Source organism: Cupriavidus sp. U2, from assembly GCF_009663685.2.
In the GTDB taxonomy this organism is placed as follows: Bacteria; Pseudomonadota; Gammaproteobacteria; order Burkholderiales; family Burkholderiaceae; genus Cupriavidus; species Cupriavidus necator_C.
Map to the genome: position 1 here is coordinate 715,334 of NZ_RCOG02000032.1, position 15,976 is coordinate 731,309.

Annotated in this window: 14 protein-coding genes and 1 tRNA gene; 9 read left to right on the forward strand and 6 right to left on the reverse strand. The window is 65.1% G+C overall.

Annotation, left to right across the window (positions count from 1 at the left end; all coding sequences use genetic code 11):
- Positions 1 to 104 precede the first annotated feature (104 nt).
- Positions 105 to 2,099: a DNA topoisomerase IV subunit B gene (locus D9X30_RS27530; protein WP_153945483.1), complete on the reverse strand. Its 1,995-nt coding sequence runs from the start codon at positions 2,097 to 2,099 to the stop codon at positions 105 to 107.
- A gap of 249 nt (positions 2,100 to 2,348) precedes the next feature.
- Between D9X30_RS27530 and D9X30_RS27535 the strand changes: the two genes are divergently transcribed.
- Together D9X30_RS27535 and D9X30_RS29755 are read left to right on the forward strand one after the other, a co-directional pair.
- Positions 2,349 to 3,560 carry an MFS transporter gene (locus D9X30_RS27535; RefSeq protein ID WP_153945484.1) on the forward strand — a complete coding sequence of 404 codons (1,212 nt, stop codon included), beginning with the start codon at positions 2,349 to 2,351 and terminating at the stop codon, positions 3,558 to 3,560.
- 1 nt (position 3,561) lies between these two features.
- On the forward strand, positions 3,562 to 3,687 hold the full coding sequence (locus tag D9X30_RS29755; protein ID WP_283780978.1) for a hypothetical protein: 126 nt from the start codon (positions 3,562 to 3,564) through the stop codon (positions 3,685 to 3,687).
- Between the two features lie 164 nt (positions 3,688 to 3,851).
- Here D9X30_RS29755 and D9X30_RS27540 read toward each other — a convergent pair whose 3' ends face one another.
- Positions 3,852 to 5,774 (reverse strand): ATP-binding cassette domain-containing protein, encoded by a 1,923-nt coding sequence (locus D9X30_RS27540; RefSeq protein ID WP_153945485.1) that lies wholly within the window; start codon positions 5,772 to 5,774, stop codon positions 3,852 to 3,854.
- Between the two features lie 518 nt (positions 5,775 to 6,292).
- Here D9X30_RS27540 and D9X30_RS27545 point away from each other — a divergent pair.
- Both D9X30_RS27545 and D9X30_RS27550 read left to right on the forward strand, forming a co-directional pair.
- On the forward strand, positions 6,293 to 7,228 hold the full coding sequence (locus D9X30_RS27545; RefSeq protein WP_153945486.1) for an amino acid ABC transporter substrate-binding protein: 936 nt from the start codon (positions 6,293 to 6,295) through the stop codon (positions 7,226 to 7,228).
- 169 nt (positions 7,229 to 7,397) lie between these two features.
- The gene (locus tag D9X30_RS27550; protein ID WP_153945487.1) at positions 7,398 to 8,588 is read left to right on the forward strand and encodes a benzoate/H(+) symporter BenE family transporter; all 1,191 of its coding nucleotides are present in this window, start codon (positions 7,398 to 7,400) and stop codon (positions 8,586 to 8,588) included.
- A 45-nt stretch (positions 8,589 to 8,633) separates the two neighbouring features.
- On the opposite strand, the gene D9X30_RS27555 is transcribed toward D9X30_RS27550, so the two are convergent.
- Positions 8,634 to 9,161 carry a hypothetical protein gene (locus tag D9X30_RS27555; protein WP_153945488.1) on the reverse strand — a complete coding sequence of 176 codons (528 nt, stop codon included), beginning with the start codon at positions 9,159 to 9,161 and terminating at the stop codon, positions 8,634 to 8,636.
- A 364-nt stretch (positions 9,162 to 9,525) separates the two neighbouring features.
- On the opposite strand from D9X30_RS27555, the gene D9X30_RS27560 reads away from it, so the two are divergent.
- Entirely contained in the window at positions 9,526 to 9,855 is a 330-nt protein-coding gene (locus tag D9X30_RS27560) for a DMT family transporter (protein WP_153945489.1), read from the forward strand.
- 21 nt (positions 9,856 to 9,876) lie between these two features.
- Here D9X30_RS27560 and D9X30_RS27565 read toward each other — a convergent pair whose 3' ends face one another.
- From D9X30_RS27565 to D9X30_RS27575, 3 genes are all read right to left on the reverse strand, one after another.
- Positions 9,877 to 10,203: a hypothetical protein gene (locus D9X30_RS27565; RefSeq protein WP_153945490.1), complete on the reverse strand. Its 327-nt coding sequence runs from the start codon at positions 10,201 to 10,203 to the stop codon at positions 9,877 to 9,879.
- 287 nt (positions 10,204 to 10,490) lie between these two features.
- A tRNA-Arg gene (locus tag D9X30_RS27570) sits at positions 10,491 to 10,565 on the reverse strand.
- A 274-nt stretch (positions 10,566 to 10,839) separates the two neighbouring features.
- Positions 10,840 to 11,307 (reverse strand): lecithin retinol acyltransferase family protein, encoded by a 468-nt coding sequence (locus tag D9X30_RS27575; RefSeq protein ID WP_153945491.1) that lies wholly within the window; start codon positions 11,305 to 11,307, stop codon positions 10,840 to 10,842.
- Between the two features lie 437 nt (positions 11,308 to 11,744).
- Here D9X30_RS27575 and D9X30_RS27580 point away from each other — a divergent pair, with 437 nt between their 5' ends.
- The 4 genes from D9X30_RS27580 to D9X30_RS27595 all read left to right on the forward strand — a co-directional run bounded on the left by D9X30_RS27580 (position 11,745) and on the right by D9X30_RS27595 (position 15,976).
- The gene (locus D9X30_RS27580; protein ID WP_153945492.1) at positions 11,745 to 12,035 is read left to right on the forward strand and encodes a hypothetical protein; all 291 of its coding nucleotides are present in this window, start codon (positions 11,745 to 11,747) and stop codon (positions 12,033 to 12,035) included.
- Between the two features lie 102 nt (positions 12,036 to 12,137).
- A complete protein-coding gene (locus D9X30_RS27585; RefSeq protein ID WP_249641101.1) occupies positions 12,138 to 12,917 on the forward strand; it encodes a PP2C family protein-serine/threonine phosphatase in 780 nt (259 codons plus the stop codon).
- Between the two features lie 86 nt (positions 12,918 to 13,003).
- Entirely contained in the window at positions 13,004 to 15,718 is a 2,715-nt protein-coding gene (locus D9X30_RS27590; protein WP_153945494.1) for a DUF6531 domain-containing protein, read from the forward strand.
- Positions 15,719 to 15,727: 9 nt separating this feature from the next.
- Complete coding sequence (locus D9X30_RS27595) at positions 15,728 to 15,976, forward strand: hypothetical protein (RefSeq protein WP_153945495.1); 249 nt, start codon at positions 15,728 to 15,730, stop codon at positions 15,974 to 15,976.

Here is a 15,976-nt window from a genome sequence, read left to right on the forward strand (position 1 = left end):
GCACGGCCAGCGTGCCGGCCAGGCGCTTCGCCTGTGCCTGGATCCGCCTGATCCGCTGTTGCCCTGCTCGTTCCTGCATCGCCGTTCCTCCAGATCTGGCGCCGTCAGATGTCGGCCACCACCTCGTTGCCCTTCTCTTCGAGCCAGGTCCGGCGCTGCGACGCCTCGCCCTTGCCCATCAGCATGTTCATCATGGTGACGGTCTGCGGCAGATCAAATTCGCCCAGCGCCACCGGCAGCAGCCGGCGGGTGTCCGGATTCATGGTCGTTTCCCAGAGCTGCTCGGCGCTCATCTCGCCCAAGCCCTTGAAGCGCGAGATCTGCCACGCGCCGTCCTTGACGCCGTCCTTGAGCAGCTTGTCCTGGATGGCCTCCAGTTCGCCCTCGTCCAGCGCGTAGAGCTTCTGCGCGGGCTTCTTGCCGCGAGCCGGTGCATCGACCCGGAACAGCGGCGGACGCGCCACGCAGACATGGCCCAGGTCGATCAGCTTCGGGAAGTGGCGGAAGAACAGCGTCAGCAGCAGCACCTGGATGTGGGCGCCGTCCACGTCCGCGTCGGACAGGATGCAGATCTTGCCGTAGCGCAGGTTCGACAGGTCGGGCTCGTCGTCCACCCCGTGCGGGTCCACGCCGATGGCCACGGCGATGTCGTGCACCTCGTTGTTGGCGAACAGGCGGTCGCGCTCGGTTTCCCAGGTGTTTAGCACCTTGCCGCGCAGCGGCAGGATGGCCTGGAATTCCTTGTCGCGGCCCATCTTGGCCGAACCGCCAGCCGAGTCGCCCTCCACCAGGAAGATTTCGTTGCGGGTGACGTCGGTCGATTCGCAATCGGTCAGCTTGCCGGGCAGCACGGCCACGCCGGAGCCCTTCTTCTTTTCCACCTTCTGCGCGGCCCGCGTGCGGGCCTGGGCCTGGCGGATCACCAGCTCGGCCAGCTTCTTGCCGTATTCGACATGGTGATTCAGCCACAGCTCCAGCGCCGGGCGGCTGAAGGTGGACACCAGGCGCACGGCGTCGCGGCTGTTCAGCCGTTCCTTGATCTGGCCCTGGAATTGCGGGTCCAGCACCTTGGCCGACAGCACGAACGACGCGCGGGCGAACACGTCCTCGCTCATCAGCTTGACGCCCTTGGGCTGCAGCGAGTGCATCTCGATGAAGCTCTTCACGGCCAGGAACAGGCCTTCGCGCAGGCCGGACTCATGCGTGCCGCCGGCCGGCGTGGGAATCAGGTTCACGTACGACTCGCGCACCGGCGCGCCTTCCTCGGTCCAGGCGACCACCCACGAGGCGCCCTCGCCCTCGGCAAACCCTTCCTCGCCGGCGTTCTTGTCCGGGTCGGCAAAATGCTCGCCCTCGAACATCGGGATCACCAGCTCGGCGCCGCTGCCCTGGGCCAGGGCTTCCACCAGATAGCCCTTCAGTCCCTGCTCGTATTGCCAGACAGTCTGCTCGCCGGTCTTTTCCAGCACCAGCGTGACCTTAACGCCGGGCAGCAGCACCGCCTTGGAACGTAGCAGGCGCTGCAGTTCGGCCATCGGAATGGCAGCCGAATCGAAATACTTCGCGTCCGGCCACACCTGGACGCGCGTGCCGTTCTTTTTTTCGCCGCGCTCGATCTTGCGCGATGCCAGCGGCCTGGTGACTTCGCCGCCGTGCTCGAAGGTCAGCGTGGACTGCAGGCCGTCGCGCCAGACGGTGACGTCCAGGCGCGTGGCCAGCGCGTTGGTGACAGACACGCCCACGCCGTGCAGGCCGCCCGAGAACGCGTAGGCGCCGCCCTTGCCCTTGTCGAACTTGCCGCCCGCGTGCAGGCGCGTGAAGACGATCTCCACCACGGGCACGCCTTCTTCCGGGTGAATCCCCACCGGAATGCCGCGGCCATCGTCCTCCACGCTGATGCTGCCGTCCTTGTGGAGCGTGACCAGGATCTCTGTGCCGTGGCCACCCAGCGCCTCGTCTGACGCGTTGTCGATCACCTCCTGCACGATATGCAGGGGGTTGTCGGTACGGGTGTACATGCCGGGGCGCTGCTTGACCGGCTCCAGGCCCTTCAGGACCCGGATGGAAGATTCGCTGTACTGACTGGTTTTGCTCGCCATGGAGTCGATACGGATATTGGACTTGCCGGCCGTCGGCGGCCGGGATGCGCTGCATTGTAATGGATGGCCGTGGCAGCCATCCTTTTTGAAAAACCCCAGAAATTCGTAGTCCGGCACAATTCCGGTGCCCGGCTTACACTAGGCGCCGACCCCCACGGCGCCCCCCGGCGTTACCCGATCACCGGCAGCACGCCGGCGGCGATTCACAAGACAACAAGACAAAACAATAGAGACAATACCGAGCCCGACATGACCGATCGCAAACTATCCCTGACCACCGTGCTCGTGTGCGGCGGCCTGCTCGTCACCCTTTCCATGGGCATCCGGCATGGCTTTGGCCTGTTCAACCTGCCCATCACGCAGACGCACGGCTGGAACCGCGAGACCTTCGCCTTTGCGCTGGCGCTGCAGAACCTGATGTGGGGCGCCAGCCAGCCGATCACGGGCGCGCTGGCCGACAAGTTCGGCGCGGTGCGCATCATGATCGTCGGCGTGGCGCTGTACGTGGCCGGCCTGGTCGTGATGGCGCTGGCCACCAGCGGCACCGCGTTCGCCACCGGCGCCGGCGTGCTGATCGGCATTGCGCAGTCCGGCACCACCTATAGCGTGGTCTACGGCGTGATCGGCCGCGTGGCCAGCGCCGAAAAGCGCGTCTGGGCCATGGGCATTGCCGCCGCGGCCGGGTCGTTCGGCCAGTTCCTGATGATTCCGGTGGAGCAGACGCTGATTTCGACCGCGGGCTGGCAGAACGCGCTGTTCATCCTGGCCTTCCTGGCCTGCTTCATGCTGCCGCTGGCCCTGACGCTGCGCGAGCCCAACATGGCCGCCGGCACCGGCGGCCACCAGCAGACCATTGGCGAAGCCACGCGCGAGGCCTTCGGCAACCGCAACTTCCAGTTGCTGACGCTCGGTTATTTCGTGTGCGGGTTCCAGGTGGTGTTCATTGGCGTGCACCTGGCGCCCTACCTGAAGGACCGGGGCCTGGTGGACGTGAAGATTGCCACGGTGGCGCTGGCGCTGATCGGCCTGTTCAATGTATTCGGCACCTACACGGCCGGCGCGATGGGCCAGCGCATGCCCAAACGCTACCTGCTGTCGGCCATCTATATCGCGCGGTCGGTCGTGATCGCCGGTTACCTGATGCTGCCGCTGACGGCCTGGAGCACCTGGATCTTTGCCGCGCTGATGGGTTTCCTGTGGCTGTCCACCGTGCCGCTGACCAACGGCATCATCGCGCAGGTGTTCGGCGTGAAGTACCTGTCGATGCTGTCGGGTGTGGTGTTCTTCTCGCACCAGATCGGCAGCTTCCTGGGCGCCTGGCTGGGCGGCTTCCTGTTCGACCGCACCGGCAGCTACAACACGGTGTGGCTGCTGGCGATCGGGCTCGGCGTGCTGGCCGCGCTGGTCAACCTGCCGATCCGGGAGCAGGCACTGTCGCGCCCGCAGCCGGTTGGAGTCTGAGATGCGCTGGGCGCGCGGTGTGGGCTACCTGGCCCTGGCGGTGGTGCTGACGCTGGGGTTCCTGGCCTACCTGCGCCCGGCGTTCATGGTCGACCTGACCAACATGGTGCTGGCGTGGTGCGGGTGAGGGTATGAGGTATCGTTGACCGGCTGCCGTCTCCCACATCGTGGGAGACGGGTTGGGGGAGCGGGTAAGGCGGCTTGGCTTGCTGCCTTGTCGCAATTTGAACCTCGAGGCCCTCTCCCCCGGCCCCTCTCCCGCTGTGCGGGAGAGGGGAGAAACCAGCGGCATTACACCGCCTCGCCTTTCGTCTTCTTTTCCAGCATTTCCCAGCGTTCCAGCGCCTCCAGCAGTTCCATCTCGATCTCGTCGTGGCGCGAGGCCAGTGCGGCGGCGCGCGCCGGGTCGGTGGCGTACAGCGAACCGTCCTCCAGTTGCGCGCCGATGGTCTTCTGCTCGGCCTCCAGGCTCGACATCCGCTCCGGCAATCCATCCAGCTCGCGCTGTTCCTTGTACGACAGCTTGACCGTGCGGTTGGCACCCCGTGCCTCGCGGGTGCTGGCCTTGGGAGCGTCGGCGGCCCTGGGCTCGGCCCGGGCGGACTGCAGCGCCTGGGCGCGTGCCGACTGCTGCTCCCAGTCCGAATAGCCGCCCACCGATTCGCGCCACAGTCCATCGCCTTCGGCGGCGATCGTGGACGTGACCACGTTGTCCAGGAACGCGCGGTCGTGCGATACCAGGAACACCGTGCCGCTGTAGTCCTGCAGCAGTTCTTCCAGCAGTTCCAGCGTGTCGATGTCGAGGTCGTTGGTCGGTTCGTCCAGCACCAGCACGTTAGCCGGCCGGGCGAACAGGCGCGCCAGCAACAGGCGGTTGCGCTCGCCGCCGGACAGCGACTTGACCGGCGACCGCGCGCGTTCCGGCGCGAACAGGAAGTCGCCCAGGTAACTCATCACGTGCTTGCGCTGGCCGTTGACTTCCACCCAGTCGCTGCCGGGGCTGATGGTGTCGGCCAGCGATTTTTCCAGGTCCAGCGCGGAACGCATCTGGTCGAAGTACGCCACTTGCAGGTTGCTGCCATTGCGCACCGTGCCGGCGTCGGGCGCCAGATCGCCCAGGATCAGCCGCAGCAGCGTGGTCTTGCCGGCGCCGTTCGGGCCGATCAGGCCCACCTTGTCGCCGCGCATGATGGTGGCCGAGAAATCGCGCACCACCGTCTTGTTGCCGTACGACTTCGACACATCGACCAGTTCGGCCACGATCTTGCCCGAGCGGTCGCCCTGGGACACTTCCAGCCTGACGTTGCCCTGCACCTCGCGGCGCTGGGCGCGTTCGTCCCGCATGGCATGCAGCCGCTGCACCCGCGCCACGCTGCGCGTGCGGCGTGCCTCCACGCCCTTGCGGATCCACACTTCCTCCTGCGCCAGCAGCTTGTCGAACTTGGCCTGCTCCACGGCCTCGTTGGCCAGCAGTTCGGCCTTGCGGGTCTGGTAGGCGGCAAAGTTGCCGGGGAACGACAACAGCTTGCCCCGATCGAGTTCGACGATGCGCGTGGCCACGCGGTCCAGGAAGGCGCGGTCGTGGGTAATCAGCAGCACGCTGCCGCGGAAGCCCAGCAGCAGGTCTTCGAGCCAGCGGATGGCTTCGACGTCGAGGTGGTTGGTCGGTTCGTCGAGCAGCAGGATATCGGGCTCGGCCACCAGGCCCTGCGCCAGCGCCACGCGCTTCTGCAAGCCGCCGGACAGCGCGTCCACGCGTACATGCGGGTCCAGGCCCAGCCTGGCCAGCGTGGTTTCCACGCGGGTGCGCAATTGCCAGGCATCGGCGGCATCGAGTTCGGCCTGCACGCGGTGCAGTTCGGCCAGCGTGGCCTCGTCGTGGTGCGATTCCAGTCTGGCCAGCGCCGCGTCATAGCGCAGCAACAGGTCGTGGGCGGCGCCCATGCCCTGGCTGACCGCATCGAACACGGTCAGGCCGGGCTCGAATTGTGGTTCTTGCGCAACATAGGCCGATGTCACGCCGCTCTGGCGCGCAATCAGGCCGTCGTCGGGCGCGGACGCGCCCGACACGATCCGCAGCAGCGAGGACTTGCCCGTGCCGTTGCGGCCGATCAGGCCAACGCGTTCGCCGGCTTCGAGCGAGAAATCGGTATGGTCGAGCAGCGCCACGTGGCCAAAGGCCAGTTGGGCATCGGTAATGGAGAACAGGGCCATGATTGCGAGGAAGGGTAAGCGGCGCCCGACCGGAAGTCTGGCGCGAAGGCAGGCCCGAATTGTAGACGACGCGGCCCGCGCTGCCGTTGCCGCCCATGCCGGGCCTGACCGGCCGGCACAGGCGGCCGGACAAAAAGAAAAGGCCCGTTCGCCTGAACGGGCCCCAAGAGTCTCTCCTCGGTGCCCTGCTCGCAAGGCACGACTGAAGCATAGCCAGCGGCGCCGCACACCAGAAGTCGGACAAATCCGTAAGGGAAAATCCTCGTCAACCTGCCCCGTCCCGAAGCGTTGCGTGCCGGGGACGTTGAGCCCGCGCACTAACGGCGGCTGTTGTGCCGAGATGGGCGCCCGTGGAACAATCCGGAGCATCGGAATTCTCCTAAATTCCGGAACCGCAGAACAAGCACAACGACAGCAGTACCCAGCAGCAGTCATAGAGCCGGACCCATCCGGCCAGTCGCGGCGCAACGCGCCGCCGGGGTTGTTCCTAGAAATTTTATTTTCGACGGGTGTCATTCATGACCAATTCGGGCCTGCCGCGCCGTGCCTCGCTACGAGGCATGGCGCCTGTCGTACTTTCCCTAGCCGCGTTGCTCTGCCTGCCTGCCGCACCGGCGGCGCAGGCGGCCATGCCCAACTCCGTGGTACTGCGCATCCAGCAGACCGGGGCCATCCGCATCGCCCACCGCGAAAGCTCGGTGCCGTTTTCGTTCGTGGTGGACGGCAAGCCGATGGGCTACGCCGTGGACCTGTGCCTGAAGGTGGCCGATGCCGTGCGCACGCAGCTCAAGCTGCCGCAGTTGCGCGTGGAATGGGTGCCGGTGACGCCGGCCTCGCGCATCCCGGCCATCGTCGAGGGCAAGGCCGACCTGGAATGCGGATCGACCACCAACAACCGCGAGCGCCGCGACCAGGTGGCGTTCACCATTCCGCACTACATCGCCGGCAGCCGCATGCTGGTGAAAACCGACTCGGGCATCCGCAAGTGGGGCGACCTGCGCGGCAAGATCGTGGTGTCCACCACCAAGACCACGCCGCTGGAAATGATCCGCAAGATGGACGAGGCGGGTGCCATGGGCTGGAAGGTGGTGGAGGCCAAGGACCATGCCGAGGCCTTTGCCATGGTCGAATCGGGCAAGGCCGACGCCTTCGTGATGGACGACGTGCTGCTGTTCGGCCTGCGCGCCAACGCGAAGAACCCCGCATCGCTGGCCGTGACCGGCGACCTGCTGACGATCGAGCCGTACGCGGTCATGCTGTCCAAGCACGACGCCGAGTTCAAGAAGATCGTGGACAAGGCGATGGTCACGTCAATCTACGACCAGGAAACCCAGAAGCTGTACCGCAAGTGGTTCCTGCAGCCGATCCCGCCGAACGGCATCACGCTGGATATCCCGATGAGCTACCTGCTGCGCGATTCGTTCAAGTTCCCGAGCGACAAGGTGGCCGACTGAGGCCCGCTGAGGCCCGCTGAGGCCCGCTGAGGCCGATCATCGGATCGGCCGCCCCCCGCCCCCCTGCCCCCGATCGCCTGAACGGCCCGCGCGAGCGGCGACAAAACCACCCTGCCCGGCGCTGCCGTGCGAAGATACCGGCCCATTCCGTCCTTCGCATGCCCCTTCGATGAACCGCGCCCTCGCCCCGAAGCTGTCCGACCTTTCCGTTTCCACGCTGGTGGCCGGGCTGATCGCCCTGCTGACCGGCTACACCAGTTCGCTGGTGCTGATGATCCAGGCCGGCCAGGCGGCGCACATGACCGACCCGCAGATTTCGTCATGGATCTGGGCGTTGTCGATCGGCATGGGCGTGACCACGCTGGGGCTGTCGCTGGCCATGCGTGTGCCGGTCGTGGTGGCCTGGTCCACACCGGGCGCGGCGCTGCTGATTGCCAGCCTGCCCGGCGTGCCCTATGCCGAAGCGATCGGCGCCTTTCTGATGGCTGCGCTGCTGATGACCGCGGCCGGTCTGACCGGCTGGTTCGACAAGCTCATGAAGGCGCTGCCTGCCAGCATCGCGTCAGCCCTGCTGGCCGGCATCCTGTTCCGCATCAGTGTGGATGTGTTCGTGCAGGCCCAGTACCAGACGGTGCTGTTGCTGGCGATGTTTGCCACCTACCTGGTCGGGCGGCGCTGGTGGCCGCGCTATGCGGTGCCGGGCGTGCTGGCCGTGGGCGTGGCGCTGGCTGGCGCGATGGGCCAGTTGCACTTCGAGCAGTTTCATTTCACCGTGGCGCTGCCGGTGTGGACCACACCGGCGTTCTCGCTGGCGGCCTTCGTCAGCATCGCCGTGCCGCTGTTCATCGTCGCGCTGGCGTCGCAGAACATTCCGGGGCTGGCCGTGCTGCGCGCCGACGGCTACCACGTGCCGGCCAGCCCGCTGATCGCCGCGACCGGCATCGCATCGGCTCTCCTGGCCCCGTTTGGCTCCCATGGCATCAACCTGGCGGCCATCACCGCCGCCATCTGCACCGGCCCGCAGGCCGATGCGGACCCGCGCCGCCGGTACATGGCAGCCGTGGTGTGCGGCGTAGGCTATCTGGTGATGGGCGTGATGGCCGCCAGCATCGCGGCGCTGTTCGCGGCCTTCCCAAAGGCGCTGGTGGTGGCCGTGGCGGCCTTCGCCCTGCTCGGATCGATCGCCAACGGGCTGACCGTGGCCATGCAGACGCCAGCCGAGCGCGAATCGGCGCTGCTGACGTTCATGATCACGGCATCGGGCATGACCCTGGCCGGCGTGGGTTCGGCCTTCTGGGGCGTGGTCGGGGGCATGCTCGCGCTGCTGGTGCTCAAGCCGCGCGCGCCGAAGGCCGCCTGATCCGGGGCATGCCCCGGGCCTGCCTGCCGCTGCCGCCGGCCCGGCTCAGAGCAGCAGGAACGCCACCTCGGCCGCGCTGATCGCGGTCACCGGCACGCCCTTGCGCCGCTGGAACAGCACGTGTTCCAGCACGCGGTCGCGATGCTCGGCGAACACAGCCGGCGCTAACCGCAGCGCTGCCGTGCCGTAGTGCTCGGCCAGCAGCTTGTAGACGCGATGCCGGACCAGCAGCATCTCGTTGTCGGCCTGCAGCCGCGTCATTTCGCTGGTGTGGTCTTCCTCGAGCTGGCGCATGCTGACCACCACGCGCGCGTGCATGCCGCGGTAGCGGTCGATCTCGGCGTGCGCGCGGCGCAGTTCCTCGCGCAAGGCCCGCGATTCCTGCTGCAGCCTGAGATTGTGCTGAACGCCCCGCTGGATGCGGGCCGCTTCCTCCAGCGCCTGGTCGGCAGCGGCGATCGTGTTTTGCCACACGCCCTCGGCCGCTTCGGTACGGTGGTCGGACGTTCCCTCGACGTCGGCCAGCCGCGTGATGACAGGCCATGCGGTGGCCGCATCCAGATCGGTTGTCATACTGCTCCCCATTTATCCCGTTTACCCGCGTCCCGCCACCGGCGCCTCATTATTGGGTGCCGGCATGGTCAGGCCACTGGTTTTTTTGTCGCCGCGACTTTTATGGTTGGCCGCCTCGATTTTCTTCCCCCCGGGCGGCTATGGCGTACGCGTAGCATTCAAGACGGGTATTGGCTTTGGCACAACCACCGCGAGGGAGGGTAATCCAACCGCCTGAAACCCGCATGGAGACTGGATTGTGGGCATTTTCGGCACCGTTTTGCAGCCCCCTGTTTGAGTGCATCTTGCATAATGGTGCGCACAGGCGCCTTAATGGTCGCTTTTGCGTGCTCAAACGCTGTTTCCCTGCATTCCGCCCCTTGCCATGAACGGAGATCTGCTACTTGCCCTGGCCATCGTCGCCGAAGTGATTGCCACCAGCAGCCTCAAGGCCGCGGAGAATTTCACGCGCCTCTGGCCCAGCGTGCTGGTCGTGGCGGGCTATGTGGCCGCGTTCTGGCTGCTGATGCAGGTCATGAAGACCGTGCCGGTGGGGGTGGCCTACGCGATCTGGTCGGGCGCGGGCATTGTCCTGGTGACGCTGATCGCCGTGGTGCTGTACCGCCAGGTACCCGATCTGGCGGCCGTGGTTGGCATCGCGCTGATCATCGCCGGGGTGGCGGTCATCCAGTTGTTCTCGAAGATGAGCCACTAGCCGCTGGGCGCCCTCCGGCGCTCAGGTCTTTGGCGGCAGCGTGCGCAGCAGGCGGTTGACCTGAACCAGCGTCTCGCACTCGTCGGCCTTGCGCTTGCGACGCTCGTCCACGATGTCCAGCAGCGCCCGGATTTGGCCATTCTTGGCCTCGCACGCTTCGTTGCCGTCCTTCGGGCACACCACGTCGATCTCGCCGCGCAGGCTTTCCTGGACGATATCGATCAGCGCCGAACAGCCGGACGTGTCGTTCAATGCCGGATCGGACGCAGGCTGCACCGCCACCGCGGGGGTGGCAGCCATCACGGCCAGCGCGGAAAACCAGCGCAGAGACGTCCGGAATAGAGGCATGGATCGACAGATTTGGACAGACAACGCCACCGCGGCTGCGGCGTGCGGGCTACATGATAGCCGTTTGTGGAAACTGGCCCGCAGAAATCGGCAGCTTCGCGCACAGGGTCGCGCGGCAAAGAAACAGGCCACATTGTGGCCTGTCGCTGGATGGGCGGCACGGCGCAACGTGCGCCGTTACGGGTGCCAGCGCACACTGCCTGGTAGCGCGGCCCGGGGTGCCAGTATCCTCACCCTTGTGACCCCCGGTCATGGTCCCCAGTGGGTCCGCTCATGCTCAGGGTGGGTGGTCCCGCCGACAGGAATCGAACCTGTATCTAGCGCTTAGGAGGCGCTCGTTCTATCCATTGAACTACGGCGAGCGGACCGTCTGCACGGTGCCTGCGCCGCGCTGGGGCGGGCGGACCGGAAGACGGGGCGCAGTATAGCAAACTCCGCCAGTGCGGGATGTTGGCGATCCCTGTCGTGGCGCATTTCGTGGCGCATTTCGTGGCGCCTTGGCCGGCGGGCCTGGGCGGCGTCCCGCTGCTGGCCGCACGCGCGGTGGCAGGCGCGGCCGCTGCGGGCGGTACAGTTTTCCCAATCGATCAGTCCGGACATGGCGGGCCCCTTTGGCAGTGGCGTGCTTGCGATGGATCAGGCGGCGTGCAGGCTGGCGAGGTGGAGGCTCGACAGCAGGGCCAGCGCCATCTGCAGGACGATGACCATTGCGGTGCCGGGGTTGCGCAGGCAGGTTTCCACCTGTTCGCTGCGGGGCTGGCCCAGCAGGCACCACGTGCAGAAGTGCTCGCAGTTGTTGGTCAGCAGGTGGTAACGGTTCTCGCCCAGGCGGCTGCGGGCGCGCGACACGGCTTCGGCGCCCAGGTAGCGGGCGCAGGGTTCGGACTTGGCCGTCACGCCGTGGCCGTCGGCAAACTGTTCGAGCGTGGTTTCTTCCACGGGACCAGCGTGCAGCGCGTGGCAGAAGCCGGCGTAGTGGATGACGCGGCCCTGGCCGACGTAGATGCCATGGTGCGCGTAGCCATTGCGTTCCGTCACGAGATGGGCGCCGGGCAGGTAGGCATCTTCCAGGCGGCTGACTTGTTGTTGGTCTTGGGCGTTCATGGCAGGTCTCGGTTCGGTGTCGGTGGCTGGCAGCCAGGGCTGCGTCGGTGCCTACCCAACCGCATCAAGCGTGCCAGACCACCGTATCGACGGCGGGACAACGGCTGGCGGGGAATCGGCAAATTCGAATCGCGCGAATTCGTCGGCGTATGCCCAACAGCGTTGGCCGGATTGTGTTGGCGCGCGACCGGCATTGGGGTGAGGCCCGCGAGCAGCAGGACGTCAGCGCAGGGCCAACGCCTGGCGGCCGCATGCTGACGGCGCCGCCCCACCAGTTCCGGCCGGCTGTTGGCGCGTGCCCAACGCGCAATCAGGCCAATGCCTCACATGGCTCGCACAATGGGTACGGCATGCGCCCCAATCATCACAACGGCGCCGTGGCACACCGTTTGCTCCTTACCGGCAGACCCTTTCGATGCCAGCCTCAGGAGACCATCATGGCTACGCTCACCATCCGCGACCTGAACACCCAACGCGCACTGGATTTCCGGGCCATGTCGGCCGTGCGGGGCGGCGGCGCGCCGTGGGTGTTCGGCTGGATCCAGCCTTATGTGGCGGCGCGCCCCAGCGCGTTACCCGTCGTGAACTTTTACGAGATCAACTACAGCTTCTATGCTGATCAGATGAACAACCAGTTCCAGAACGTGAACGTCCAGAACACGGCGCCGAATTCGAATATCACGGTCGATGCCGGCATGGACGCCCGCAACAAGGGACGGCTGGTCTGAGCCCTGCAGCATCCGGCAGGGCTTTCGCGGTGACTTCCAAATTCCCGGCGCCCCGGGGGCGCCATACGCGCAAGCCGGTATCGGCCCGCGCTGGAGCATGCCGTGACCTGCGTATCGCAATTCCGCTGGACTTCGGCCGCCTGCACAGACGTCGGACGGGTGCGGGCACGCAATGAAGACGCCTGCCTGGCCATGCCCGAGCGCGGCATCTGGGCCGTGGCCGATGGCATGGGCGGCCACGCGGTGGGCGACTTCGCCAGCCGCGCGATCATCCAGGCGCTATCGGCGCTGCCCGAGCCCGACAGCCTCGATGGCGCCGCAGAGAGCGCGCGACTGGCCATGCAGACCGTCAACCAGTTGCTGATCGAGGAAGCGCTGCGGATGAAGGTGCGCGTGATCGGCAGCACCGTGGTGATGCTGCTGGCCTGCGAGCGCCGCTGCAGTTGCCTGTGGGCCGGGGACAGCCGGCTCTACCTGCTCCGCGACGGCCACCTGAAACAGCTGTCGCGCGATCACAGCCAGGTGGAACGGCTCAAGGCGCGCGGGCTGATCACCGCCGACGAGGCCAAACACCATCCCGCCCACAACACCATCACGCGCGCCGTGGGTGCGGCAGCCACGCTGGATCTGGAACGGCTGACGCTGGAGATCGGCGATGGCGACGTGTTCCTGCTCTGCAGCGACGGGCTCAGCAACGAAGTCGAGGACGACCAGATCGCTGCCCTGCTGGCCCCGGGCATCGCCGATCCGGCGGCTGCCGCCGATGCATTGGTCAAGCAGGCGCTCGACAATGGCGGCCGCGACAACGTGTCGGTAGTGGTCATCCGCGCCGAGGACATCGGCGGCGGATCGGACATGACGCTGCTGAATCCGGAGGTTTGAGGCAAGGCAAACGCAGCACACATTGCGGACGTTTCGCATGGCGATTCGAGAATCGTCTGTTTGTGTTATTGCGCCACGTGGGCAAGATGAGCGACAAGCGCCGCGGCATGTGTTTCGCACACACGGCGCGCAGCGCTTGCCCCTCGATGCCCGGAAACCCTGCAATGCACCTGCCCGCCAGTCAGCCACGTCGCGTCACCCGAGCATGTATTGTCGCAACGGCGCTATGCACGCTCATCGCGACAGCCTTCACGCATGCCGCGCCACCGCGCATGTACTACTCCGCGTACCCGATCGGCGTATATTTCGACACACCGCAAGAAGCCTGCGACAACCTGAACAACCACCTCTACGCCTCAGATTTCTGGAGATACGACGACGCTGACCGTCAGTGCATCCACGCTACAGGCTCCTTTCATGTTGGTGGGCGCCTTCGTTGCGCTCCCGATGCATCCGAGCCCGGGCTCGATATCGGCCCCGAAGACCAAAGATGTGGAGGGCCGTTCTTCTGGGCCGGCAGCACACCCGTTCGCGACATCGAAGACGAAAGCTGCCCGCTGGGCAATCCCGTCGCCGTCGGCACCGGAGTCAAAACCCAGAAAGAACTTGACATTCCGGGTACGGAGCACGTGCCGGCGCTCGAACGGACGTACCGGTCCGAGGTCCGTTTCGCGGCGGCCGACGGCTTCGGTCCGAATTGGACGCACCAATGGAACCGGCAGATTCAGAATCCCGGAGTGTCACCCGATTCGATCTCGGTACTGCGTGGTGATGGCTCTGCCCGAACTTTTCAGAAATCCGAAACCGGCTGGATCGCGGTGAGTGGACGCGACGCGATAACGCTGACATCAGGAACGAATGGAAGTATTGGTTGGCGATACTTCAATGCCACTGACCATTCCTTCGAAACCTACGACGCCCGGGGTCGCCTGCTACATATCGTGGCACGCAACGGCAGAACTATCACGCTGACTTATGGCGAAGGCGGACAGCTTTCACGCGTGGAAAATCACTTCAAACAAAGCTACACCTTCCAGTACGACACAGCCGGACGTATCGCTTCGATCACCGATCCAACGAACCGCACGACGCGATATGAGTACAACCCATGGGGCATGCTCGCCGTCGTGGTGCATCCCGATGGCACGCGGCGCACGTACCATTACGAGAATTCGCCATACCGATCGATATGGACTCATCAGCTGACCGGCATTACTGACGAAGCCGGGGTCCGCTATTCCACCTATGAGTACGACGCCCAAGGACGCATCAAGAGCACCGAGCGGGCGGGCGGCGTTGACCGGGTCACGTTGGTATATCTCAGCGAACTGGAGACTGCACGGACTTTCCCCTACGGCTCTCCAGCCACGTTATACCGACAGATTCGTATTGGAAATCGACTGCGCCCCGCGTCGATCGAGGGCCCACCCCCGGAAGCAGGCGGTACGAAATTTATCGTGTACGACGCGACGGGAAACGTTGCACGCACCGTAGATTTCGAAGACCGGGAAACGCAGTACACGTATGACCAGCAAGGTCGCGAGACGCAGCGTATCGAAAACCCGGGTCTACCGGATAAACAAGTGACCTCAACGGAATGGCATACCGGCTGGAATTTGCCGACGCGAATCGCCAGGCCGAATCGCGTGGACACCATCGAGTACGACAGCGTTGGACAACCCATTCTGCATACCTGGTTCGCAACCGCAGACGCAACTGGCGAAATGGGCTACGGGGCACCACGGGTTGACGCCATAGCGAGCGTTGCGTGGACCTACGATCACAACGGCTTGCTGACCAGCCTGACTGGACGGGAAGACACTCGAATCGTGGACCGGTGGACTTTCTCGTACGACGCACAGGGCAACCTCGCGACGGCAACCGACGTCAACCGCCGCACCTCCCGCGCCTTGGCGTACGATGGCGCGGGACGGTTGCTTGAGGCCATCGACCTGAACGGGATCCGACTGAAATACGTCTATGACGCGCGCGCCCGCCCTGTGGCGTATCACTACGGAGCCAATCTCACAACGTACGCGTACGACGCCATTGGCCAATTGACGCGGCAGACCGGCCCACATGGCCGTGAGACCCACTACAAGTACGACGCGGCGCACCGGCTGGTGGATGTTCAGGAGAACGGCTCGAGCTTGGTCGGCAGCGATCCCTTCATTGAACCCGGCGCGGTAGATCATACCGATCCAGCCGCGGACAATGTGGGCGCAAATCCGTTTGATCGTTGGTTCGGGTGGCTGACCAGGATCTTCACATGGCTGTTCAGCCCGGCGCAGGCTCAGGCAGTCCCCGTGCCACCCCAGCCGCACGTGCTGGGCGCCGCCACATCGGTGCCAGACACCTACACGCCATCGCCTTGGGACAACCTGGCGTACGGGACGGGATCCAGGCGTCCTTGGGAGTGGCTTGTTATCTGGACACAACGGATAGTCAATATTTGTACCGGAAAAAGTAAGCGGGAAGAGCACCGAGGCCGTATTCACGCACAGGGTGTCGACTATCCAAACGCAGGGATTGGCGATGCGGAAGCTTGGGCTCAGGCTCATCCCTTGCCTGTAGTGGCCGGCCTGGTGAAGTTGGACGCGGTCGTAGCCCGAATGACAAAAAGGCAATATCACAACCGTACCCAGGCAATTGATCGAGCGCGCAAATATATGATTGACTCAGCGAACGCGGGCGGGATAGGTCAAAGAAAACGGACCTTTCACAATGACAAAATCAGAAACGCCGGCGGCTCAGAGCGCGTCGACATAGACGTTCTATCCGGACGGGCATTCATACCATAGGTTACCGGCATGCGCACTATCTATGAGATCTGGGAAGCCATCGCCGAGAGCGATGGTTGTAGTCAGATTGCGTTACTCCGAAAGGGCGAGATAGAGAAGGAGGCCTTGCTTTTCGAAGGGAAGCCGCGATTGCTCAAGACATTCGAAGCCAACAGCTACAACGAGGCTTGCCAAGCCTATAACGACTTCTTCGGCTGGGGGAAATATCACCCGATGGATGACGATCTGGGAGACTGCAATGGTGACGAAAATCTATGA